Consider the following 21,615-nt stretch of genomic DNA (forward strand, 5'->3'; position numbering starts at 1 on the left):
ACGCCACGTGCCGAGCCGAGCGTGCCGCCTGGCCCTGGCGGCCGCGCTCGCCATCGGCATCGCCCTCCTCGTCCCGCGCCCCGCCTGGGCTTCCATCGGGGACGACATCAACTCCTGGATGTGCGGGGTCCTTCGCGATACCTGCAACTGGATCTTCGACGCCCAGGCCAGGGTGCTGGCATCCATAGGGGTCGACGGGGTCCTTTCGAAGCCCTTCGACAGGATGCTGGGCACGGCGGGCGAGGTGACCCTCTTCGACATCGCCCGCGGGGTGTGGAGGACGGCGATCCTGCCCATAGGCTGCGGGGTCCTCAGCATGGTCTTCACGGTCCAGCTGATACACCTCTCCCAGCGCATGGACGGGAACGCCTCGATGCCGGCGGTGCGGGAGGTCGTGTTCCTCCTGGTCTTCTTCGCCGTGTGCCTTTTCCTCGTGCAGAACTCCTTCGAGCTCATGCGCGCGGTCTACGAGGTGGCGCGGCTCGCGATCACGAGGACGACCGCGGCGTTCGGGTCCGGCGGCGCGATGGACCTCGCAAAGGTCTCGATCGTCACCACCGAGGACAGCGTCCCCGCCCTCGTGGCGATGATCGTCGTCGCGCTCGTGAGCTGGGTCATGGTCATCGCCGCCTACGTGGTTGCGCTCGTGGTCTCGTGGGCCCGCGCCATACAGCTCTACCTCATGGCGACGCTGAGCCCGATCCCGCTGTCGCTGCTGGGGCTCGAGGACACGCGCCAGGTCGGCGTCGCGTACCTCAGGAGCTTCGCCTCCGTGTGCCTCGCGGGGCTCATCATCACCGTCACCCTCATCGCCTTTCCGGTCGTGCTGGGAGGGCTCAACGCGGCGAGCGCCGGGGCCGGGGCAGCCGTGGACAGCGTTGTCGGGGGGCTCAGCTACGCGCTCCAGTACCTCGCGATGTGCGTGCTGCTGATCCTCTCGCTCACGAAGAGCGGCTCCTGGGCCAGGGACGTCCTGGGTGGGTAGCCGAGAGGCGCCAAGGGGCCGGGACCGTCCCGGCCAAGCGAAGAGAAGGAGGAAGGAAATGAAAGGTCCGGAAGGCAAGCGAAGGGAGCGGGTCTGGCTCTCGTTCCACGAGAGGTACGTGCGTCGGACGGAGTACGCCGACCGCGAGACGGGTGAGGAGAGGGTCCTCTTCACCGTGACCCTTCCCAGGGGGACCGAGGTCGACGGCGTCGACCTCGGCGGGTGGCAGTTCCACCCGAGGTACGTGGAGCCGAACCACTCCAGGTACCACGACGAGCACTGGAGGGAGGTCCCGCTCCTCGCCGACAGGCCGGTGAGGCTCAGCCGGGACGTACTCGACGCGGACGGCAAACCACTGCCGGACGGGGAGGGGCGCAACCAGAAGGAGTGCGCGGAGGTGGACCCGGCGAGGCTCGGAGAGGCGCTCGTCGAGTCGAGGCGCAGGTGGTACGAGCAGAACCGCCGCGGGCGCGCAGAGGAGCGGGCCGACGGTGCCGGGGGACTCACCGCCCGGGCGCAGGAGGCGCGGGCCGCCTCCGAGGCGATCGCCACGCCATGCGACTCCACACCAAGGAGAAGATAGGGGAAGAGATGAGGATCGCTAAGGAAAGGGCCCACTCGGCCCGGCGCGCCCTGCGGGCGTGGAGACGTGACGGCGGAGCCAAGCGCATGAAGGCTGCCCTCCTCTCGGTGGCGCTCGTCCTGAGCCAGCTGCTCGGGGCGCTCGCGCCGACCGTCGCGCTCGCGGAGGAATCGAGCTTATGGTTCGACAACCCGAACGGCACGAGGTACATAAGCGACGTCGTCGGCGTCACGCGAGAGCAGGTGGTGGGCGAACTCGAGTCGCACCAGGGCGACTCGTTCTACCTCGGCACGCCCTACCTCGGGCTCGGGGACACCGGCGACATGCCTAGACCGAACGGTGACCACGGCTCGTACCGAGCGGGGATGCAGTGCACGGGATTCGTCTGCTACGTGATGGCCGCAGCCGGCGGGAACCCCTACTCGGCGCTATCCACGAACGGCGCCAACTGGTGGAACACCAACGTGTGGGAGAGGATATGCAAGGCGCAGGACGTCGTGTCCTACCGCTTCGACACCAAGGAAGAGCTGCTCGCCTCGGGACTCGCACAACGGGGAGACATCATCGTCGCGACCCCCGACTCGTCCGTGCCCGTGAGCGGGACCGACCGATACGGCAACACTTGGGACGGCCATGCGGGCTTCTTCTGGGGCTCCAGCCCCTCCGAGGACCTCATGTGGCACTCCGTGCACTCGAGCAACGGGTTCGGCACAATCGAGAGCGGCAACCAGACCTCCGCGATCCAGGGAAAGGTCTGGCCGTCGCACTACATCCTCATCCCGCTCGGACAGTCGAGGGGAAGGGTGACCGTCACGAAGGCGTCATCCGACACCGCGGTCACGGACGGCAACACACTCTACTCCGTCGGGGGAGCCGTATACGGCCTCTTCTCTGACGAGGGCTGCACAAAGGACACGGGGGTGCGCCTGACCACCAGGGAGGACGGTACGAGCGAGGCCGTCGAGGTCTCGCCCGGGACCTACTGGGCGCGCGAGCTCTCGGCGCCAAGGGGCTATACCCTCTCGAACGCGACGACGAGGGTGGAAGTGCCCGCAGGCGGCGAGGCCGACGCGAGCGCGTCGGACGTCCCGCAGACGAACCCACTCGGCCTCGTGCTCGCTAAGGCCGACGCAGAGACGGGCGAGGCGTCCCCGCTCGGCGCGGCCAGCCTCGCAGGCGCGGAGTTCGAGGTCCGCTACTACGCAGGCCAGTACGACGAGGGGAGCCTCCCCGCGAAGGCCACCCGCACCTGGACCGTCTCCACGGGAGAGGACGGCACCGCGGACCTCTCGTCCGCCACGGGCGACGACCTCTACCGCGACGCGGCAGGCAACGCCGTCGTCCCGCTGGGCACCGTGGCCATAAGGGAGACCAGGGCGCCGGAGGGATACGTGGCTTCGGACAAGACCTTCGTCACGCGCGTGACCACCGAGGGGACCGCCGAGCACGTCTCGACCTACGCCGCGCCCACGGTCGCCGAGCAGGTCCGCCGCGGCGACCTCGAGCTCGTGAAGGCGGAGTCCGGAAGCATGCGGCGCCTCGCGGGCGTGCCCTTCCGGATCACCTCCGCCACCACGGGCGAGTCCCACGTCATCGTGACGGACGAGAACGGCCAGGCGAGCACCGCCTCGTCATGGGCCTCCCACGCCACGCGCACGAACGCTAACGATACGGCCGGCGAGGGCTCCTGGGACGCCGCCGCGGGAGTCTGGTTCAGCGGGACGACCGGCAAGGCGACGGCGCCGGACGACTCCAAGGGCGCCCTGCCCTACGACACGTATGCGGTCGAGGAGCTCCGCTGCGCGGCCAACGAGGGCCTGAGGCTCGTCAGCATGACTGTAACGGTCTCGCGCGACGCGAGGACCGTCGAGCTCGGCACCGTGGACGACGACCAGGGCCCGCGCATCGCCACGACCCTCACCGGCAAGGGAGGGGAGCACTTGGCCGAGGCCGCCGGGAGCGTCACGCTCACGGACGAGGTGGAGTACGAGAACCTCGAGCCCGGGAAGGAGTACGAGCTCACGGGAACCCTCATGGACCGCGAGACCGGCAAGGCCGTGACCGGCGAGGATGGCAAGGCCGTCACCGCCACGGCGAAGCTCACCCCCAAGCTCTCCACGGGCAAGGCCAAGGTCTCCTTCGAGTTCGACGCGACCGGGCTCGCCGGCCACTCCGTCGTGGCGTTCGAGGAGCTCAGCCAGGGCGGGAAGACGGTGGCCACGCATGCCGACATCGACGACGAGGGGCAGACGGTCCTGTTCCCGAAGATCGGCACCACCGCGACGGACGCGGAGGACGGCTCCCACGACGCGGCGGCCGACGACGTGACCATCACGGACACCGTCGAGTACCAGAACCTCGTGCTCGGGAAGGAGTACGAGCTCACCGGCACCCTCATGGACCGCGAGACCGGCGAGGCTGTCACGGACGCGAAGGGCGAGAAGGTCACCGCGACAACGAGGCTCACGCCCGAGGAGGCGAGCGGAACGGCGATCGTCACGTTCAGGTTCGACGGCTCCGACCTCGCGGGACGCACGGTCGTCGCCTTCGAGGAGCTCTCGCGCGAAGGCCACGTGTACGCCACGCACTCCGACCTCTCCGACGAGGGCCAGAGCGTCGCGTTCCCCCAGGTGAGGACGACGGCGAGCGATGCCGCTGACGGCGACAAGGTCATCGACGCGGCGCCCGGCCAGCGCGTGGCCGACACCGTCTCCTACTCCAACGTCACCCCCGGGACCGAGTATAGGGTCAGGGGACACCTGCTAGACGCCGAGACGAGCGAGGAGCTCGCCACGGCGGAGACGACCGTCACTCCCGAGTCCTCCGAGGGCACCGTCGAGGTCGCCTTCGACGTGGACGGCACCGGACTCGAGGGGAGGAAGCTCGTCTGCACGGAGGAGCTCTCCCGCGCGGACAAGGTCGTCGCCACCCACGCCGACCTAAAGGACGAGGAACAGACCGTGAGCCTGCCCGGCATCCACACCACGGCGACCGACGCGGCGGACGGCGACCACGAGGCCACGGCCGCGAACAAGGTCACCATCACGGACAGGGTCGAGTGGTCCGGGCTCGTCAAGGGCCGCGAGTACACGGTCACGGGCACGCTCATGGACAAGTCCACGGGCGAGGGGGTCAAGGGAAGCGACGGCAGCCCCGTCACCGCCAGCGCCACCTTCACCGCGGACGCCGAGTCCGGCAGCACCGACGTCACGTTCGAGTTCGACGGCAGCGCGCTCGCAGGGCACGACGTGGTCGCCTTCGAGACCATCGCCCACGACGGGAGGACTGTGGCCACCCACGCCGACCTCGAGGACCGGGGACAGACGGTGAGCATCACCGAGGCCCCGCCCGAGGCCCCCAAGGGGAGAAGGCCACCAAGGGCGGCAGCCAGCTGCCCAAGACCGGCGACGCCGGGATCCCGGTCGCCCCCATCGCGGGTCTCTGCGCCGCGGCAGGCCTCTCGCTCGCAGCCGCACGCGCGCTCAGGCGCCGCGGAAAGCGCGGCGTGCCCGACGTCCGCATCGAGCGCGGACCCGAGGGCGGCACCGGCCCGCTGGGAGGGGGCGGAACCGATGATTAGCCACCTCGGCGCCATCGCCCTCTGCCTCCTCGGCGCGCTCTCCGGCGCCACGGCAGTCGCGGCAATCGCGCTCTGCAGGGCGGCCGGGACCGCAGACGATCGCGAGGAGTAGCGGCAAAGATAGCGGGGCGGCCCGGACGGGTCGCCCCATCTTCTACAGGGAGGAAGGCATGCGCGCTGAGAAGGGCAGGGACACGCTCGCCGAGGGGCGGGCGAGGCTCGTGGAGTCGCTCGCGAGCGCCATGGAGGAGGACGGGCTCTCGTGGTACGCGGGGTGGGAGAGGTGCTGGTCGGCGAGGAACGCCGCGACCGGCGCCCGGTACAGGGGCGTCAACAGGCTCTCCCTCGCGGCCGCGTCCGCACGATGCGGATTCGAGGACCCCAGGTGGGTCACGTACAACCAGGCGCGGGACGCCGGCTGGCACGTGCGACGCGGCGAGAGGGCGCAGGCCACGGTGGAGTTCTGGAGCTGGTACGTGCCGATCATGCGCGCGGGAAGGCAGTCGGTCGTCACGGTACAGAGGGCGCGGGAGCTCATCGCCGCGGGGAGGATCTCGGAGGACGACGTCTGCGGGGACAGGTTCCTGAGGGGGAGGGGCGCCTGGGTCTTCAACGCGAGCCAGGTGGAGGGCGTCCCGCCCGTCATGGAGCCTCGCGCGGCGGATCCGGGGACGGAACCCTGGAGGGTGGCAGACGACCTCATCGCGTCGTCGAGGTGCCCCGTGCGGGAGACGAGGAGCGACGACGCCTTCTACGCCCCGGCCGAGGACGCGATCACCATGCCGCTCCGCGGCCAGTTCGAGTCCGCCGAGGGCTTCTGCAGGACGCTGATGCACGAGATGTGTCACTCGACCGCGAGCGAGCTCGGCAGGCCGCTTCCGAGCGACCACGAGTCCTATGCGTTCGAGGAGCTGGTCGCGGAGCTCGGGAGCGCCTTCTCCGCTGCGGACGCGGGGCTCGACATGTCCGCGGTCGCGAGGGGAGGGTCGGTGCAGACCTGGACCCAGAACCACGCGGCGTACCTCAGGTCTTGGCTGGACGAGATCGGGGACGACCCATCCGCCCTCGCGAGGGCCGCCTCGGAGGCGTCGCGCGCGTCCGACCTCGTCATCGGCAGGTACGACGAGGCGCGGGCGGAGCGGGCACGCTCGCGCTCGAGGGACGAGAGGCCGCTCGCCGAGAGGGCGGGAAGCGCGAGGGAGGCTGCCGCGCGGCTCGCGACCGTCGACATGGCGCCGGAGGACATGAGGGCGAAGTAGGGGAAGCCGCAGACATACGTGACGCCGCGAGCCCCTCTGGGGCCCTCTGGGAAGCGCCCCTGACCAATCCGGCCACGATGGGGTTGGGGCTTTGGCGAACGCGCCCTCAGAACACGGCGCGAAACGCCAGCCTCAGCGCCCAGAGGAGTACGCGCAGGAGCCCCCTCAGGACGGCGAGCGTGATCCTGCCTACGGTCGAGAGGGACCGCCTCATGACGCACCTCCGAATGCCGGGTCCGACGTTGCCGTGAGGGTAGCACGCACGCGCGACATGAATTCGAGGCTCTCGGTCGGGACGCCGGCCCAGGCGCAGACCCTGCCGGCCGCATCGCGCGGGTCGTCGCCCGCCACCTCGGGGATGGAGAGGCCAGTGCGGTACGCCCAGGCGGCAAGGGCCGGCAGGTCGGTCGGCCCGTCGTCAAGCGAGGCGCGGACGTCCTCGAGCCGCGAGACGTCCACGAGGCCGTCGCCCACCCTCAGCCACCTCGTGGCGCCGTCGACGTCCACCCTGGACGCCGCCGCCAGCTCCCCTGCCGTCGCGAGCTGCGCCCTCCAGCCGCGGCGCCTCCTGAGCACCTTGCCCTCGGCCACGCCCTGCGAGTCGTAGTAGTCGAGCTCGATCCACATTCCGTCGTCCCCAAGGCTGAGGACGAGGTCCGAGAGGACGCTCCTCCCCGGGAACGGGTCGGGGCACGTGAGCCGGTCGGAGTCGAACTCCTCGACCCGCCCGTCGGCGAACGACACCGTGACCCTCATCTCCCCCTCCCCTCCGTCCGGCTGCCGTCTCCGCGGTCTGGCTGCCGCCTGCCGATGGGCTCGTCGTCGCGCCTCGCGTCGCGGCTGGTGACGCCTCGCGCGTCGTCCCGCCGCGCGTGACCGCCGCGCGCCGCGGCCTCCCGCCGCTCCGGCAGCATGCCGTGCCTCCTTGCCAGCGCAATCGCCGCGTCGATGCGCTCCCTCTCGCCGGGGTCTCCGCATCGCCCGGCCGCGACCGCGAGCTCCTCGACGGAGCGTGCGCGCGTCTCCTCGATCACGGCGACGGCGGAGGAGAGCCCCCTGAGCTCGGAGAAGTCCCTGAGCTCGATCGCGCGGCGCGCGGCCTCCTCGACGCCCATGACGGAGCCGTCCGGCAGCAGCGCCTCCCCGCGTCGGGCGGCGAGCCTCGTGAGCACGTCCTCTCGCCGGTAGTCGGTGCCGAGCCTCGTGCCGCTCACCCTCCTGGCGGGCTGGTCCGCGAGGCAGAAGGTCCAGTCCCTCCCGTCGCCATGGACGCTCGTCTCCACGCCCAGGCGCGAGAGCCTGCCGAGCAGCTCCCCCTCGGTCCTCGAGGAGGCGACGGCGACGTCCACCCTCGACCTGATGTCGGTGACCCAGGAGTACGCGCCCCTGGACGAGAGCTCCGCCTCCGCGCGCCCGACGTGGACCCGCTGATAGTTCTCCCTCGAGCCTTGCTTGCGCGTGTCTGGGTGCCGCGCGTCGATCCTGCCGTCGAAGTGCGAGAGCCCCATGTCCCGCGCGATCGCCTGTAGCCGCCCGTTAAGGAGACCGGGGTCGGGGTCGCGGAGCCTGTTCCCCGTGGCGAGGTTCGTGTTGTTCACGATCACGTGAGCGTGGGGGACGTGGCCCTCGTTGTCGTCGTGGTAGACGATGGACACCTGGAAGTCCGGGAAGCTCTCCTCGGCCCAGCGCACGGCGAGCCCCCTCAGGTCCGCGAGCGAGACCCCGTCGCGCGGGTCGGGGGAGAGCACGTAGTGCTTGTAGGTCCTGGCGGGCCTCCCGCGGTACGGGGCGTCGTTGCCGTTGGCGCGCCTCGTCTCGTCCATGGCCGCGTCCCAGTCGAAGTGAGCCTCTTCGAGTCCCGCCTGGCGCGGGGACTCGTCCATCCGCGAGAAGTGCAGGAGGTCCCTGGCGAGCGCCCTCCCGTCCCGCTCGAGGTATCTCCTCGCGGCGGCGAGCCCCGTGTGCCCAGATATGGCCTTGATCGCCGGCACGCCGGTCAGCTCCAGAGGAAGACGGCCGGCCTGTCGGAGAGCCTCGCCACGTCCTCGCGGAGGCACCCGAGCGAGTCCGCCACGTAGGTCATCTCGGCGTCCACGACTCTGAGGACCTCGAGCGCGTCCTCGGCCGTCACCTCGCCCGGCGACTCGCGGGCGGCCTTCGCTATGGTGTTGAGCGCGGCCACGGACTGGTTGTAGAGCGTGCCTATGGAGCGCAGGTTGCGCACGATGCCGTGGGAGGTCTCGTAGTCGAAGGCGACGGTGCCCGCCCCCATGCGCGTCCCGCCGCCCGCGAGGCAGTGTATCAGGAGCCTCACGACCTGGCTCCTGGAGCAGCCCATCTCGGCGGAGGCCTGGTCCAGGGCCTCGAGCTCGCCGTCGGAGATTCGGACGTTAAGGCGCCTCGGCATGGCGTCACGGCTCAAGTCGGTCACCCCCAGGGGCGCGGGGCATCCCCCGCAGAGAGAAGGGACGTTCGGACGGTGCGGCCACGGAGGCATCTCCCGGGGCACAGACGAAAGTCTGAGCCATCGGGACGGATCCCGCGGCCACCCTGTCCGCTCCGTCCGTCTCGTCCATCCTGGCCACCATGGGTGTACAGGATGGGCTACTTGCTAGCCTATAGTCGAGGTGTCCGTCTGCCTAACCTATGTCAGCAGTAAATAGCGTATTCACGCTCTCGCGCCGTCACTAGATCGAAGAATTGCCTCACGCTCCAGAGCCATCCCTGTTGTTCGTCGGTATACGTGTGGTGGAGTGGCACCGGAACGACGAGCTGGAGGTTCTTTGCCCTCATATCGTCTGTCTGCCGCGTACTGATGGCTCCCTCCAAGGTGACGAGGTGTTTGCGCTCCACCCGCTTCCCCTCGGAGAGAACCTGACGCCAACGATCCTTACAAGTGGTCTTAGCACCAAGAAGCGTAAGACCCGAAGCTGGGAACCTCTCGTCGTGGTAGAGCTCCTCGGAGGGGAACAGGAAGTCCGGGGTCTCATGATTCTCGGTCGTAGCTTGTGCCGTATATCTGATATTGCGCGCCGTCAGAAGAGCCTCGACCGAGTGCTCCAAGGACTTTCCGGCGCGAGACTTCCTCCTCTGGAAAAGGCTCATCGAGTACGACAGAATCCCGTCGACGTCAATTGGGTTGACGAACTTCGGGAATACCTCTTCGGCCTCGTGACGCTCGTATACTCTGAACAGCATCTCCTCGCGCTGGTACGCCATGTAGATTATTTCATCTGGGTCGTCATGTATGTAGTCCACGTCCCCCAGCGTCGAGCGGCAGTATGCTGAGAACTCTTCCGTCGAGGGGAGTCCGCTCGGGAAACGCCTCATTTTTTACGTTCTCGAGCAAAAAAGCCTTTGGCCTCTTTGCATCGATGATGCGCGCCACCTCGAAGAACAGTGTTCCCTGCGTCTTATCTTGGAACCCCGTGGGGCGGCCCATCGAGTTTTTCTTGGAGACGCCTGCTATGCTGAACGGCTGGCAGGGAAAGCCGGCCAAAAGGATGTCGTGGTCGGGGATGTCCTCCGACGGGACCTGCGTGATGTCCCCGACGATTTTGAAGTCGTCCTGGAAGTTCGCCTCGTATGTCTTGTTTGAGAACTTGTTCCACTCGGAGACGAAGACCGTCTTTGGGTCCTCGTCAGCAAAGGCCTGCTCGAAGCCCATGCGTATGCCGCCAATACCTGCGAACAGGTCGATAAACCGAACCATTGTCACTCCCAATCTTTCAGAGTGAAAATTATACAGTGCAGGGGCGACAAGAACCACTAGGGCTTCCTGAACCAGAGGACCTCTAGACGACCTCTGCATGGCCGTCTCGCTCCGCGTCAAGCTCATGCTTGCTGGAACCAATACTTCTGAACTGTTTGAGTGCCCGGCTCGGTAATCCTCCCTACGCTTCCATGAGTGGAAACTTGACCATTAAACTTTCCCGGGAATATCAGTCAATGCCGCCATCTCAATGGTAAGGATTACAGGTATTGGCGACTGCCTTTCGACAACGATTTCAACGATGTCCCCAAGTTCATGCTCTTCCCAAGCTCCCTTCATGATTGGAACTATTGCGTCATTGTCCCTCCCCGCCGTCGCCAGGTGTTCCTGACGGCGGGGAGGGCGGCCGCGGGAGGGCTTGGCTGCGGCCGTGGCGGCTGGAAGGGGCGACCGCCCGGGTTTCTCCGAGCGGTCGCCTTCCTGCCGTGAGCGGTGTCTGTGTTATGACGTCCCAGGTCACTCCCTGCTCTCCGCCCACTGCCAGGCGCCTATGAGGTGGCGGAGCTTCGCCTGGCGCTCTCCCGTCACGACGATGGAGACCACGTCGTGGCGTATCGCGTCCACGTCGCCGTGGTCCGCGAGGTAGAGCAGGCACGCGCGCCTCATCGTCGCGAACTCTGCCGCGCCGACGTTGAGCTCGGGCATCCTGGCCGAGCCCTCCTCGTACGCGGAGATGACGGCCACGAGCACCGTCTCGTCTCCGTCCGTGGCCACTATCGACGCGTCCTCGCAGTCGCAGGACCAGCCGTCTGCCGCGCGGACCCCGTAGCCCCTGTGGGCGAGGTAGTCCCTCGCGATGCCCTCGCACGTGGCGGCGAGTCCCTCCTCGGCCATGGTCGCGGTACCCTCTGTCTTCTCGGTCATGGTGACCTCCCTGGGACGTGGGAAGGCCCTTTGCCCTCCCTCGCCCAAAGAGCGGCAAGGCCCGCGTGGCGGGGCGCAGCGCCGGTCCGTCGCGCGGGCCATCAGGGAGCGGGAAGAGGTGCTTGCTCCCTGTGCCAGCGTCTTGGGCGAGGGAGGGCGTGGAGGTGTCGGCGCAGGAGCACAGTGTGCTCCTGCGCCGGCCGGGCGCTTTCGACGGGCGCGAGGATAGGGGATGAAGCGGCTATCCCCGTCTGTGTTTCGTCAAGAGAATTTGAGCAAAAAGAGCATCGGAAATTGAGCAGCCCGAGCATCGGAGGCGCGCACGCTTTTTGAGCGGCTAGCTCTCCTGCATGAGGGCATGGCGGACGCGGTAGGACTCGCCGCGGAACTGGACGAGCCTCCCGTGGTGGACGATGCGGTCGATCACGGCGGCGGCCATCTGGTCGTCCCCGAACAACGACCCCCACCTGCCGGACTCCAGGTTCGTGGTGATTACCACCGACTGCCTCTCGTATGCGTCGGCGAAGACCTGGAAGAGCAGCCTCGCCCCGTCCGCGTCGAGCGGGAGAAACCCGAGCTCGTCTATGACGAGCAGGCGAGCCTTGCCGATGAGCGCGGCCTCCCGGTCGAGCCTCCCGTCGTCGCGGGCGCGCCTCAGGCGCATCACGATCGAGGCCGCCGTGAAGAAGCGCGCCTCGAGCCTCCTCTCGCACGCCAGCGCGCAGAGGGCCGACGCCATGTGCGTCTTGCCGGTGCCGAAGTCACCCACGGGCACGAGGTCCTACCTGCGCTCGACGAAGTCGGGCGCGAGCGGCAACTCGCGCCCCATGTCCTCCGGCCACGACACGGCCGACCAGTCGTAGCCGTCGAAGGTCTTGGGCGCCGGCAGCGCGCAGCGCCTGAGCAGCGTCGCGCGCTTCGAGGCCTCGCGGCCGGGCCTCTCCGCCTCGAGGTAGCCCGCTAGGCACTCCACCTGCTTCGGGGTGCCGAGCCTCGACCACTCCTCCAGGCCGGGCGGTGGCGAGCGAGCGCGACCGCCCGGCCTCCACGACCCTGCGGGCCAGCTCCCCGCTGGCGGCCATCGGTGACCGCCCCCCTCAGGAACCCGTCGTAGACCGACAGGTCGGCGCCACCGGCCTCGCCGCCGCCTCCCGCGATGCGCCTCGCCAGCACGTCGACCGTGGCGTCGTCGGGGACGCGGCGCCCTCGACGACCCCGAGCGCCGCCTCGCAGGCCGCCTCGAAGCCCGAGGACTCGCTCGCCCGGCCGATCGACCTGAGCGTGCGCCTCCTGCCGGCGGAGTCCATCCGACCGACCCCCTCGACGAGCCCCGGCGGCATGTCGCGCCCGATCGTCGACTCCCCGAAGGTCCTGGGCCTGGCGATGACGGCGGGCACGAGCGAGAGGGGGTTCCGGACCGCGGGGCCCTCCCCGAAGGCCCTGGGGAGGACGGCGACCCGTCGGCCTCGACGTAGCCGCGCTTGTCGGCGCGGGCGGTGACCCACCTCACCGCGTCGAACTCCGCGCCGGGAAGGGCGCGCATGGCGGCGAGGTCCTCCCGGTAGGCCTCCCCGTGCGGCCTGCCGTCACGGCAGCGCGCCGCCGCGTTGACCCTCGCGCATCCCTCGGCGAGGAACGCGTTGAGCTCGGGGAGCGTGCCGAACGCCGGCACGGGGACGAGGAGGTTGCGCCGTAGGAACCCCACGGCGTTCTCGACGGAGCCCCTCTCGTTTCCCGAATAGGGGCTGCAGTACCGGCTCTCGAAGCGGTAATGGGCTCTGAACTGCGAGAACAGCCTCGATTCCGTGACCTCGCCGAGCACCATTCCGCCCGCCTCGGTGGCGTTGTCGAGCACCATCGCCGCCGGGGCGCGGCCCCAGCGGCGGAAGATCCCGGGCAGCCCGGCGCACAGGCACTCCGACCTCTGCGACATGAGGGCGACGCATTGCCGGTCGTTCGAGTGCGGGAGCGTCGCGACCAGCAGCATGGGGCCGAGGGTCCTCCCGCCGATCGCGGCGCGGAAGTTCCCGAAATCGACCTGGCAGGTGCCGGGCGCCCACCCGGGCTCGAGGTACCCCTCTCCACCCGCCGCCCGGGCGAGTCTGAGGTCGCGGACGAACCGCTGCACGGTGGTGTACGAGCCTGCGTAGCCGCGCTCGGCGACGAGCCTGTCGTAGATCCGCCTGGCGGTGTGGCGCTGCTTCCTCGGGGCCCCGAGGTCGGCCTCGAGAACGCCCATGACCCATTCCTCGTTGCCCTCGAGCGCGGGCCTGCCCCTCCTCCGGGGCATCGGCGCGGCGGGCGACATGTCCTCCATGTCGGCGTACTTCGCCACGGTGTTCCGGCTCACGTGGAGCACTCGGGCGGCCTCGGACCTCGAGCGCCCGGCGGCATCCATCGACCGTATATCATTCACTGTGTCCAGGGGCACGGTCATCTCCTCCATCCTTCCCGGGCGGGCTCGCCAAAGTAACCGCCCGGGGAAACCATACGGCGAGGGCCGCGCCCCCGGTCCCCGGGGCGTGGCCCTCCTGCTTAAACTGCTCAATTTCTCGTGTTCAAGGTGCTCATTTCCCAGTGGTTACTCGGACCACTTCTTAGTGAACATCAACACCGGCGAGCATGCGCCCGGCGAGAGAAGGGCGACGCAGCCCAGGGCGTTCGGCGCGTCCGAGAGGGCCGCTGCCGCCAGGGCCCCGGCATCTCGGGCATCGTCCGCCCAGGAGGTCGCCGGCCTGGTAGGATGCACGGTATCCGCGCCCTGCAAGTGGGAGCGCGAGCCGCTCAGGGAGGAGCCCCCGATGCCCGAAGACCGCCCCAGCAAGCCCGCGCGGACGCGGGAAGGCCGCCCGCGGCCCAGGCGGACATCGCCGCTCTCGAGGCCGAGCTCGAGGAGCTCGGGCCCGGGCGCGGCATCACGGAGGGTGCCCTCGGGGTCCTGGGAAAAGGGACGGGCGCCGGCCCGGCAAACGAGCCCGCGAACGGGGAGAAGACCCTGCCGTTCGGTGCCCCGCGTCCCAAATGGAGGCCGTGCGGGCTTCTCTCGGCGCTCGGGATGGCCCTGTCAAGCTACCAGTACCAGCAGGGAGCGCTCCGCGCCCCCGACAGGGACGAGGAGGCCCGCAGGAGGATCTCGGAGGTCTTCGACGCCAACGGCGGCGCCTACGGAAGGCGCCGCACCCGCGACGAGCCCGAGGCGGGGGGCGAGACCATCGGGGAGCGCGGGATCGCCCGCATCATGGCCGGGGAGGGGCTCGAGGCCCGGGGCGGGACGAAGCCGAAGCGGCGCCACGGCTCCTACGCGGGCGAGGTCACGGAGCATCCGGGCAACGAGGTCAGGCAGGGCTTCCCAACTTCCCGTGGCCCGCGGACGTGACACAGTTCTCGGTCCCCGCCGGCAAGAGGGCCCGCCCCGTCGTCCACAGCGACTGCGGATGCCACTACCGGTGGCCCGGGTGGATATCGATCTGCAGGGAGGCGGGAATCATCCGCCCGGTATCGAGGAGGGGCAGCTCTCCCGACGACTCCCGCATGGAGGGCTTCTTCGGCACCATGAAGAACGAGATGCTCTACGGGAGGGACTGGGAGGGTGTCAGCCTAGAGGAGCTCAGGAAAAGGATCGATGACCGCATGGAGTGGCATAACACAAAGAGGATCAGGCGCTCGCTGGGCTCGATGAGCCCCTTGGCATACAGGCAAAGCCTAGCCCTTGCAGCCTAGCGAGAACGGTACAGAAAAGCGGTACCTCGCGCATGCCTGACAAGGAGAACCCGCTCAGGGAGGTGAACCGTCTGTGCTTCCTGCTGGAGACCTTCCTCAACTCGCACTCCGGATTCGACAGGGACGACCTCCCAGGCTGGCTCGAGCTGTTCCACGTCATGATGAATGGCTCCGAAGACAAGATGGGGAAGGCCGTCAGGGTGCTGGACCGCGCAATGCGCGTCCCGAAGACGCTGTCAGACAGGGAGTTCTACGGCATAAAGCCCAGCTCGAAGGACTAGCGGTTCAGACGCATCTGCACATTGTGCAAAGGATGATTTCTTCATTAAAATCAAGTAAAATTAAAGAACTAGACGTGTAAAATTAAAGAAACATATGCTAGTTTGCTAATAAGGTGCCGTTTGAATAGAAAACAACTTCTTAGAGAACGAGGGCCTAAGATGTATATCAATTCAGCATCTCTGGACATTACCTATCGGTGCAATCTTCATTGTCGTCATTGCTATAATTTCAGCGGAGTCTGCCCGTTTCCTGAAATGGACGATAGCCAGCTTCATCATGTCGCCCTTGAGCTTAGCTCTCATGACTTTTCCTCAATATGTCTCTGCGGGGGAGAGCCGCTTTGTCGTAAAGACGCCCTTCTTATGGTGGCTCGTACCATTAAGGAGAGCAATCCATCTACAGCACTGTCCATGGTCAGCAATGGCCTTCTTTGGAATGAGGACATCGCAAGAGAGATTTATGATTCTGGTGTGCGCACCGTCCAATTCAGTCTCGATGGGTTTACGGAAGAGTCATATGATTTCGTACGCCAATCTGGCGGCCAACTGAAGAAGGTCTTCCGCACCATTGAGATTTCTCTGCAGCAGGGTTTTGATGTCATGGTATCAACATTGCCCCACCGCAAGAGCCTTAGAGAGTTCCCTGCGATTATCCAGTATTGTGAAAAAGTCGGAGTCTCTGAAATACGCGTCCAACCGCTCATGCCATTGGGTAGGGGCGAAGAGAATTATAAGGATTTATGCCTCACTGAAGAAGAATATGAAGAGTTAAGTGAGATGCTCGACATGTATAAGAATACCTCAAAAATACGTGTGACTTGGGGAGATCCCATAGACCACTTCTTTATGTATCAGGAAGAGGGAAGAATTCCGCAAGTCGCCGTTAATGCCTATGGTGAGATATTGGTATCACCTTACCTTCCGATTTCCATTTGGGATCTCAAAAGTCGAGCCCTTAACGAATATCTTGACTTGAGAATAGATGAGTGTGCGCTCAGGCATCCGATAGTTAGGAAATGTCTTGAGGATATCATGGAGGTTAAAGATCTTACATCCCGCAGGTCTGGGCTCCCGGAACTATTCCTCGAACAAAATCTCAACATTCAAGATGAGCTTCTGTCGGAGACTGCGAGGAAAGCATGAAGTACTTTATCAAACGTTATACCGAAGACTCGACACGGGTGCTCATGAAAGATGTGGCAGAAATCAATGAGCATATTAATCGATACGATTATATTGACACTCTCGGCTTCGTTAAAGAGGGGCAGATAAGTTCGCGATTCATCCGGCAATCTCTTTTTGAGGCACAGTTTACTGCATACGGCTTTATCGATCCTGAAAATGATTCAATTCAGGGCTTAATAGTTACGTTATCTTCATCGGTTTCAGCTATATCGTCAGCAGGTCTTGCATTTCTCATCAAGCAGAAAGAATCGTGCAACTCAGATATCTTTCATTTGGATGATGAAAATAAAATCGATATTTTGGCAATCTGCGATGAGGCTAAAGCTGAAGAATATGGCAGGTTCGGTTTCGTCAATGAAATGTCCATAAGTACTTCGTCAGGAAAGCCCATCTGTTACGAAAGGCTCATATCCATACGATATCCGTTCTCGACTCTTAAGGAAATTGCACCTTGTCTTGAAAATGCAGTGCGGATACGGAAGGCGCAGGAAGGATACATTTTATCATCAGGAGATTTGTATGTAACACTGAATGATGATTCTAGGGCTATTGTCGAACTTATGGATGGAAAAAAGACTCTAGAAGATGTAGCCATAGAAATCATGGCTGATAAAGGTCTAGATAAGGAGAGCTTATTCCGTGTTGAGGCAAGGGTATTCGACACGGTCGCGCTTCTTTGGAGTTATGGGATTTTTCTGGATGGCTCAATAAATCAGCGTATGTCTAGCGCTCTCTATCGTGAGGCGCAACTTGTATATGAACCATCATTTATGCAACACACAAAGCTCGAAACGAGATATATTACCCCAGTCCTTCATAAAACCGGTATCTCCAACGTTGATGATTTGTTAATGATTCTCGGCAATCAAGGATTATGTATATCGCTTTTAAATAATGACGGAAGTACGAAAAGCCAAGTCGTATTCCTGCGTACAACTGAAATACGCTCACTGTTTTTCTACGGCTGCTTTGGAGCATTTCCTAGCCATGAAGAATGGGTGCACATTTTAGCTTACCTAGAGACTCACAGGATCAATATGTTTCCTATTGCTGTTAAGAGATGCAATCGAAGGACAATCCGACTCTATCTTTACAGTGTTGCAGGCGATAGTTCTTGGCAACAGCTCGGTCTACAGACCGGATTTGTCGGCAACATCGAGAATGAAATGAATGGATTAGGGCTGTACATCAGAAATATCATGTTGCCTGCATAGCTTGTTTGTTGGCCGTTGATAGCCGAAGCCGGAGTTTTGCTCAACCGCTATCTCATAGTCGAAAGGAGAACGAGTCATGTCTGAATTCAATCCTTCTGTGGGACCGATAAAGACGAACGGGAAGAGTGGTTCGATGCAGTCTCCGCAGTCTGTTGTGGCGATAGCGGCAGCTGCTGTTTGGGCTGCTGTCGGATATGACATTGTCGCCGGTCTCAATTATGCAGTCGGCGCGAATGTCGCGCTTTGGGTAAATGCGGTCAATTGGGTAAACGCAAAAACATATTAAGTATTATGTGATTTGTTGAGCTTATTGTAGACGATTCGGTTCAGCTATCAGCGGCTTCTAAAACTAATTCAGTGCGGAGATGCATCATGACAACTGGCACATTCATATCGCTTGTCCTCGGGTTGGCAATCTCGCTGCTCATAGGCCTTATGGGCGTGTATATGCTGGTAACCGGCAAAACGAACCTGCTCCATGATTACCATAGGGCGACTACAGATCCGAACGATTTGCCGAGATTGGCGCGATACAGCGGCTGCGGAATGACGATACTTGGAACTGGTATCGCCTTAGTCACAGCGTATACAGCGACGGCTTCAGGAGCTTCTCTCCCTGTTTGGACGGGAAGCCTCATCACATTGGTGCTCGGCGTAGCGCTCTGTATCGCAGGGATGGTGGTGACGTTCGTATCGATTCATCACTTTAATGGGTCGCTCTTCTCATAAAGCATAGGGAATCTTCTGGATTGAAAGCTGATAGCACTTAGTTGCATTGAAGGTGGGAGTCGCTCAAACTTGCCCTTATATGCTTTTTTGAGGATTGGCTGCATTCATTTTTAATTCCTGAAAAAGGAAGGTTCAGTCATAATTCCTGTTTATAGATAACCTCAGAGGTCATGAGAATTTCCTGCCGGCATCAATGATCTTAAGGAAGAAATATTCATCATCCGGATAGCTGTATCCTTTGTGTCTCAGTGTTTTGATCATCTTGTTGGTTCCTTCAACTTTGCCGGATGAGATATGAACTCGTGCATGAGAGATAATTCCTTTCATGTGGTTCTTAAGCAGCTTGGCAAACCATATGAAATGCTTGTTCTCTGTTGCTTTGCAGGTGCGCATGATCCGGTTAATGTGAATCTTCATGCCTCTTTCGGTATTTGCTTTGCAAGCTTTATTAAGATATTCTTCTACCAGATTCATGGTGAAGAACAGCTTGTTTTCATCCGACAGCTTCTTGTATTCTTCTTCAATTCTTGTTTCCTGCTTCACCTCCGGCTTTTTGAACAGATGGCTACCTTTGGCAATGATTTTGCCAGCTTTGGCAGCTTTCTCTTTCTGATTCCTGGTCTCAGTATTTGTCATCAGGACATATTTGGAGCCATTGAGAGCTTTGGCAGCTTCTGTATTGCCTTCTTCTATCAGGCGTTTTTTTGTTCCTCTTTACGGACTTTTGATACCACCTTGTCATTGAAGTTTTTGATCAGATGGAAATGTTCATAGACAATGTCCAGCCATTCACAGCGTTCCTTGAAAGCTTCTTCAAAGCCACCGTTCATATCACAGGCTACGGCCTTGACATTTTCATCCAGTCGATGCCGATCCAGTCAATAAAGTCATATACAGCCTGTTTCTTCTTGCCATAGGCAAGGTAGAGCACATCTCCGCTCTTCATGTTCATGATCAACGTAGCGTATTTTTGGCCTTTATGAAGAAGGAATTCATCATTGCCAAGATACTCCGAGTATTCTGTAGGCTCCTTCAGTTCCTTACCTTTACCGTTAACGGTATACAGTTCCTGAAGATGCTTCTTATCGATCTCCTTGACGGTATTCTTGCTTGAACCGTTAATGATGGATATTCCCTTCATTGTCAGTCCAAAGCGAAGCAGATCGCATGTATAGTTCTCAAGAGCAGCTCTAATCAGATGTCCCTGAGCCTTGAAATCTAGTGGTTCTGTATAGGTGCTGAGCGGACAGTTCTTATTCTGGCAGAGTGCTCTTTGCTTGGATACAACGATGTGAGTATAGATACCTCCCATAGCAATGTGTTTCAAGTTAACCTCGACTGTGCCGTTGTACACCATTTCCTGGCCACAGAAGCTGCACTAGACCGGCTGTCTGTTCAGACGATTCAGCTTTCCCTTAAAGAAGTATTCAGTGACTTTGCGCTTGGCAGGTCTAGATGATGTGCTCACAGAGATCTCTTTAACGGCCATCTCAGGCATACCAACCTGGGTGAAGGAGGGCAGACCTGATGAGAATGCTAAAATGCCACTCTGGATCTATATATCAGATGTTTAATCAAACAGATCATAGATATCAGCACGAAGATCTTCTGATCTTGTATCAAGCAATTCTCCCTGAATAAGCGGCCATGTGTTAGCATTCATATGAATCTCCTATTTTGTATGTTTGGTCACACACAATTATACGAGATCCATTTTTTATATTCGTACTATATCTCCGTCCCACATGGCGTCATATCAACAGGTTTTGGGATTGAGCCAAAAGGAAAGAAGCTCCCGTGTTCAAAAGCGTATTGAAGAGGATGTTCGGCTGTAAGGGATCGGTCTTGCTGACAGCGGTCTCCATAGCCAGCTTTCTGATGAGTTCAGCTTTCCCTTTCCTCAACGGACGATTCGTGGATTTTTTGGTTTATGACACGAGCATGAATGCAGTGATAAGCTTCTCCTTCGTCCTGGCGTGTATTGGTTTGCTGAGCGTAATCTTCTCCTACATCGCAGGAATAGTCTCTGTTAAAGTATCGAGCGAAACGTCTTTCTCTATACTCGCGGGGATTATAGGTAGATTTCAGCACGCCGATTTAAAGCATGTTGAGGAAATGGAAAACGGTTATACCTCTCAGCGGATCACAACTGACGCAAATGCCGTTACCTCCTTTGTTATATCAAACTATCTGTCCGTAATCTTGAATGCACTTCTCGTCATCTTTGTCTTGGTTATGTTTGCATTCATTGACTTCATGCTCTTCCTGCTTTCTTTAGGTTTGATTGCGGCATACGTATTTTTGTTCGTAAAGATTAAAGATCCTCTTTATGCGGCATCATTCAAAAAGAAAGAGGCTGATAGCGTCTTCTTTAACATAATCAATTCCCAAGTGAGCCAAGTTTTCGATATACAGCTTGCGGCAGACTTCGAGGGGTATCAGAGAGAACTCCATCGCGCTTTCGAGCAGTATTTGCCGGTGGTCGTAGCCCAAGGACGCATCTCCTATCTCTTCTCCTCGATTGACGGAATGGTATCGACCTTGTTTCAGGTGATAGTGCTCCTATTTGCTGGGATACGCATCATTCGGGGTGAGATGACCATAGGTGAGCTGACTATGGCGATCACATATTTCACAATGGTCATGCAGAGCGCGAAATACTATATAGGCTTCTTTAGTCAATATCAGGATGCGAAGGCCTCCTTCAGCCGTATCGGCTCTATAGAGTCAATCCATGAACTCTATGACGGGTCGATGAGGATAGATCACATCGGACAGATAGAAGTTAACGATCTCACCTATTCGATACGGCAGAGCGGTAGGAAGAGAGTGCTTTTTGATGGCCTATGTACCGTTTTCAACCGTGGAGAATCAATAGCTGTCATGGGTCCTAATGGTTCAGGGAAAAGTACGCTTCTCAAGCTTTTGACGGGACTTTACGACTCTAATGACTCTGTGCTATATGATGGGCATCCCCTTCGAGACCTTTCTATCGAGAGCGTGAGAAGACTGTGTTTCTCAGCCGTTCCGCAAAGCCTCAACGCAAATGACATGACCGTGAGAGAGTATATTGCCTTCAGAACGCGAGTCGATGTTAAGTCGGTGCACTTGCTCTTGAGGGAAAGCAATCATAAGGTTCCCGAAATGGTTGCCAAGGTTCAAAACTTGCTTGATAAGAAGTGTGAGCAATTATCTGAAGGGGAATTGAAATCGCTCGTTTTATGGTTGGCTTTGAGAAAACCTGCTGATGTGCTCATTCTTGATGAGCCCTGCGCAGGCTTGGATGACAAAGCAAAAGGAGAGCTTATGAGTTATATCAGCCGGAACCCTTCACACCAGATGATTATCGTCATGACCCATGACAGAAAGCTGGCATCCGTGACTGATGAGATAGTGCATTTATAACCTTATTCTATCGCTTGCTGAGGCGAAGGGCCAGACAG

At 61.4% G+C, this 21,615-nt stretch carries 24 protein-coding genes and 2 pseudogenes; 13 read left to right on the top strand and 13 right to left on the bottom strand.

Annotated features, from left to right (window positions below; genetic code table 11):
- The first annotated feature begins 7 nt into the window (after positions 1–7).
- From ACO5JD_RS01370 to ACO5JD_RS01390, 5 genes and pseudogenes are all read left to right on the top strand, one after another.
- A complete protein-coding gene (locus tag ACO5JD_RS01370; RefSeq protein ID WP_484987135.1) occupies positions 8–985 on the top strand; it encodes a VirB6/TrbL-like conjugal transfer protein, CD1112 family in 978 nt (325 codons plus the stop codon).
- 58 nt (positions 986–1,043) lie between these two features.
- Positions 1,044–1,568, top strand: coding sequence for a DNA gyrase (locus ACO5JD_RS01375; protein WP_484987137.1), 525 nt, complete (start codon positions 1,044–1,046; stop codon positions 1,566–1,568).
- 674 nt (positions 1,569–2,242) lie between these two features.
- Positions 2,243–4,888, top strand: a pseudogene (locus tag ACO5JD_RS01380) (VaFE repeat-containing surface-anchored protein); the annotation flags it as partial.
- A gap of 95 nt (positions 4,889–4,983) precedes the next feature.
- Positions 4,984–5,148, top strand: coding sequence for a hypothetical protein (locus tag ACO5JD_RS01385; protein ID WP_484987360.1), 165 nt, complete (start codon positions 4,984–4,986; stop codon positions 5,146–5,148).
- A gap of 170 nt (positions 5,149–5,318) precedes the next feature.
- Positions 5,319–6,407 (top strand): ArdC family protein, encoded by a 1,089-nt coding sequence (locus ACO5JD_RS01390; protein WP_484987139.1) that lies wholly within the window; start codon positions 5,319–5,321, stop codon positions 6,405–6,407.
- 210 nt (positions 6,408–6,617) lie between these two features.
- Here the strand turns inward: ACO5JD_RS01390 and ACO5JD_RS01395 are convergent, their stop codons facing one another.
- From ACO5JD_RS01395 to istA, 10 genes and pseudogenes are all read right to left on the bottom strand, one after another.
- Positions 6,618–7,163, bottom strand: a complete 546-nt coding sequence (locus ACO5JD_RS01395) for a hypothetical protein (protein WP_484987141.1) — start codon at positions 7,161–7,163, stop codon at positions 6,618–6,620.
- Entirely contained in the window at positions 7,160–8,398 is a 1,239-nt protein-coding gene (locus ACO5JD_RS01400) for a relaxase/mobilization nuclease domain-containing protein (RefSeq protein WP_484987143.1), read from the bottom strand. The genes ACO5JD_RS01395 and ACO5JD_RS01400 overlap by 4 nt, the downstream gene beginning before the upstream one ends.
- 5 nt (positions 8,399–8,403) lie before the next feature.
- Complete coding sequence (locus tag ACO5JD_RS01405) at positions 8,404–8,829, bottom strand: hypothetical protein (RefSeq protein WP_484987145.1); 426 nt, start codon at positions 8,827–8,829, stop codon at positions 8,404–8,406.
- A gap of 227 nt (positions 8,830–9,056) precedes the next feature.
- The gene (locus ACO5JD_RS01410; RefSeq protein ID WP_484987147.1) at positions 9,057–9,737 is read right to left on the bottom strand and encodes a type II restriction endonuclease; all 681 of its coding nucleotides are present in this window, start codon (positions 9,735–9,737) and stop codon (positions 9,057–9,059) included.
- Positions 9,649–10,119, bottom strand: coding sequence for a DNA (cytosine-5-)-methyltransferase (gene dcm, locus ACO5JD_RS01415; RefSeq protein ID WP_484987149.1), 471 nt, complete (start codon positions 10,117–10,119; stop codon positions 9,649–9,651). Before dcm ends, ACO5JD_RS01410 begins: the two co-directional genes overlap by 89 nt.
- Positions 10,120–10,329: 210 nt before the next feature.
- Entirely contained in the window at positions 10,330–10,458 is a 129-nt protein-coding gene (locus ACO5JD_RS01420) for a hypothetical protein (RefSeq protein ID WP_484987151.1), read from the bottom strand.
- Between the two features lie 177 nt (positions 10,459–10,635).
- Positions 10,636–11,043, bottom strand: coding sequence for a YraN family protein (locus tag ACO5JD_RS01425; RefSeq protein WP_484987153.1), 408 nt, complete (start codon positions 11,041–11,043; stop codon positions 10,636–10,638).
- A 337-nt stretch (positions 11,044–11,380) separates the two neighbouring features.
- Positions 11,381–11,812 carry an ATP-binding protein gene (locus tag ACO5JD_RS01430; RefSeq protein WP_484987155.1) on the bottom strand — a complete coding sequence of 144 codons (432 nt, stop codon included), beginning with the start codon at positions 11,810–11,812 and terminating at the stop codon, positions 11,381–11,383.
- A 12-nt stretch (positions 11,813–11,824) separates the two neighbouring features.
- Positions 11,825–12,016, bottom strand: coding sequence for a hypothetical protein (locus ACO5JD_RS01435; RefSeq protein WP_484987372.1), 192 nt, complete (start codon positions 12,014–12,016; stop codon positions 11,825–11,827).
- A gap of 567 nt (positions 12,017–12,583) precedes the next feature.
- Positions 12,584–13,489, bottom strand: a pseudogene (istA, locus tag ACO5JD_RS01440) (IS21 family transposase); the annotation flags it as partial.
- Positions 13,490–14,098: 609 nt separating this feature from the next.
- Between istA and ACO5JD_RS01445 the strand changes: the two are divergent.
- The 7 genes from ACO5JD_RS01445 to ACO5JD_RS01475 all read left to right on the top strand — a co-directional run bounded on the left by ACO5JD_RS01445 (position 14,099) and on the right by ACO5JD_RS01475 (position 18,172).
- Positions 14,099–14,419 carry an IS3 family transposase gene (locus tag ACO5JD_RS01445; protein WP_484987157.1) on the top strand — a complete coding sequence of 107 codons (321 nt, stop codon included), beginning with the start codon at positions 14,099–14,101 and terminating at the stop codon, positions 14,417–14,419.
- Complete coding sequence (locus ACO5JD_RS01450) at positions 14,416–14,763, top strand: transposase (protein WP_484987159.1); 348 nt, start codon at positions 14,416–14,418, stop codon at positions 14,761–14,763. Before ACO5JD_RS01445 ends, ACO5JD_RS01450 begins: the two co-directional genes overlap by 4 nt.
- Positions 14,764–14,795: 32 nt before the next feature.
- Positions 14,796–15,044: a hypothetical protein gene (locus tag ACO5JD_RS01455; protein ID WP_484987161.1), complete on the top strand. Its 249-nt coding sequence runs from the start codon at positions 14,796–14,798 to the stop codon at positions 15,042–15,044.
- Between the two features lie 159 nt (positions 15,045–15,203).
- Positions 15,204–16,187, top strand: a complete 984-nt coding sequence (locus ACO5JD_RS01460) for a radical SAM protein (protein WP_484987163.1) — start codon at positions 15,204–15,206, stop codon at positions 16,185–16,187.
- Positions 16,184–17,443 (top strand): hypothetical protein, encoded by a 1,260-nt coding sequence (locus tag ACO5JD_RS01465; protein WP_484987165.1) that lies wholly within the window; start codon positions 16,184–16,186, stop codon positions 17,441–17,443. Before ACO5JD_RS01460 ends, ACO5JD_RS01465 begins: the two co-directional genes overlap by 4 nt.
- Before the next feature lie 76 nt (positions 17,444–17,519).
- On the top strand, positions 17,520–17,729 hold the full coding sequence (locus ACO5JD_RS01470; protein WP_484987167.1) for a hypothetical protein: 210 nt from the start codon (positions 17,520–17,522) through the stop codon (positions 17,727–17,729).
- An 86-nt stretch (positions 17,730–17,815) separates the two neighbouring features.
- Positions 17,816–18,172: a hypothetical protein gene (locus ACO5JD_RS01475; RefSeq protein ID WP_484987169.1), complete on the top strand. Its 357-nt coding sequence runs from the start codon at positions 17,816–17,818 to the stop codon at positions 18,170–18,172.
- A gap of 168 nt (positions 18,173–18,340) precedes the next feature.
- Here the strand turns inward: ACO5JD_RS01475 and ACO5JD_RS01480 are convergent, their stop codons facing one another.
- Genes ACO5JD_RS01480 through ACO5JD_RS01490 form a run of 3 tightly spaced genes read right to left on the bottom strand, consistent with a single transcriptional unit; the run spans position 18,341 to position 19,529 of the window.
- Positions 18,341–18,868, bottom strand: a complete 528-nt coding sequence (locus ACO5JD_RS01480; RefSeq protein WP_484987362.1) for a transposase — start codon at positions 18,866–18,868, stop codon at positions 18,341–18,343.
- Positions 18,865–19,002, bottom strand: a complete 138-nt coding sequence (locus ACO5JD_RS01485) for a transposase (protein ID WP_484987171.1) — start codon at positions 19,000–19,002, stop codon at positions 18,865–18,867. Before ACO5JD_RS01485 ends, ACO5JD_RS01480 begins: the two co-directional genes overlap by 4 nt.
- Positions 19,003–19,010: 8 nt before the next feature.
- On the bottom strand, positions 19,011–19,529 hold the full coding sequence (locus ACO5JD_RS01490; RefSeq protein ID WP_484987173.1) for a transposase: 519 nt from the start codon (positions 19,527–19,529) through the stop codon (positions 19,011–19,013).
- A 440-nt stretch (positions 19,530–19,969) separates the two neighbouring features.
- Between ACO5JD_RS01490 and ACO5JD_RS01495 the strand changes: the two genes are divergently transcribed.
- On the top strand, positions 19,970–21,577 hold the full coding sequence (locus tag ACO5JD_RS01495; RefSeq protein WP_484987175.1) for an ATP-binding cassette domain-containing protein: 1,608 nt from the start codon (positions 19,970–19,972) through the stop codon (positions 21,575–21,577).
- Positions 21,578–21,615 lie beyond the last annotated feature (38 nt).

It is taken from the genome of Olegusella sp., assembly GCF_057238325.1.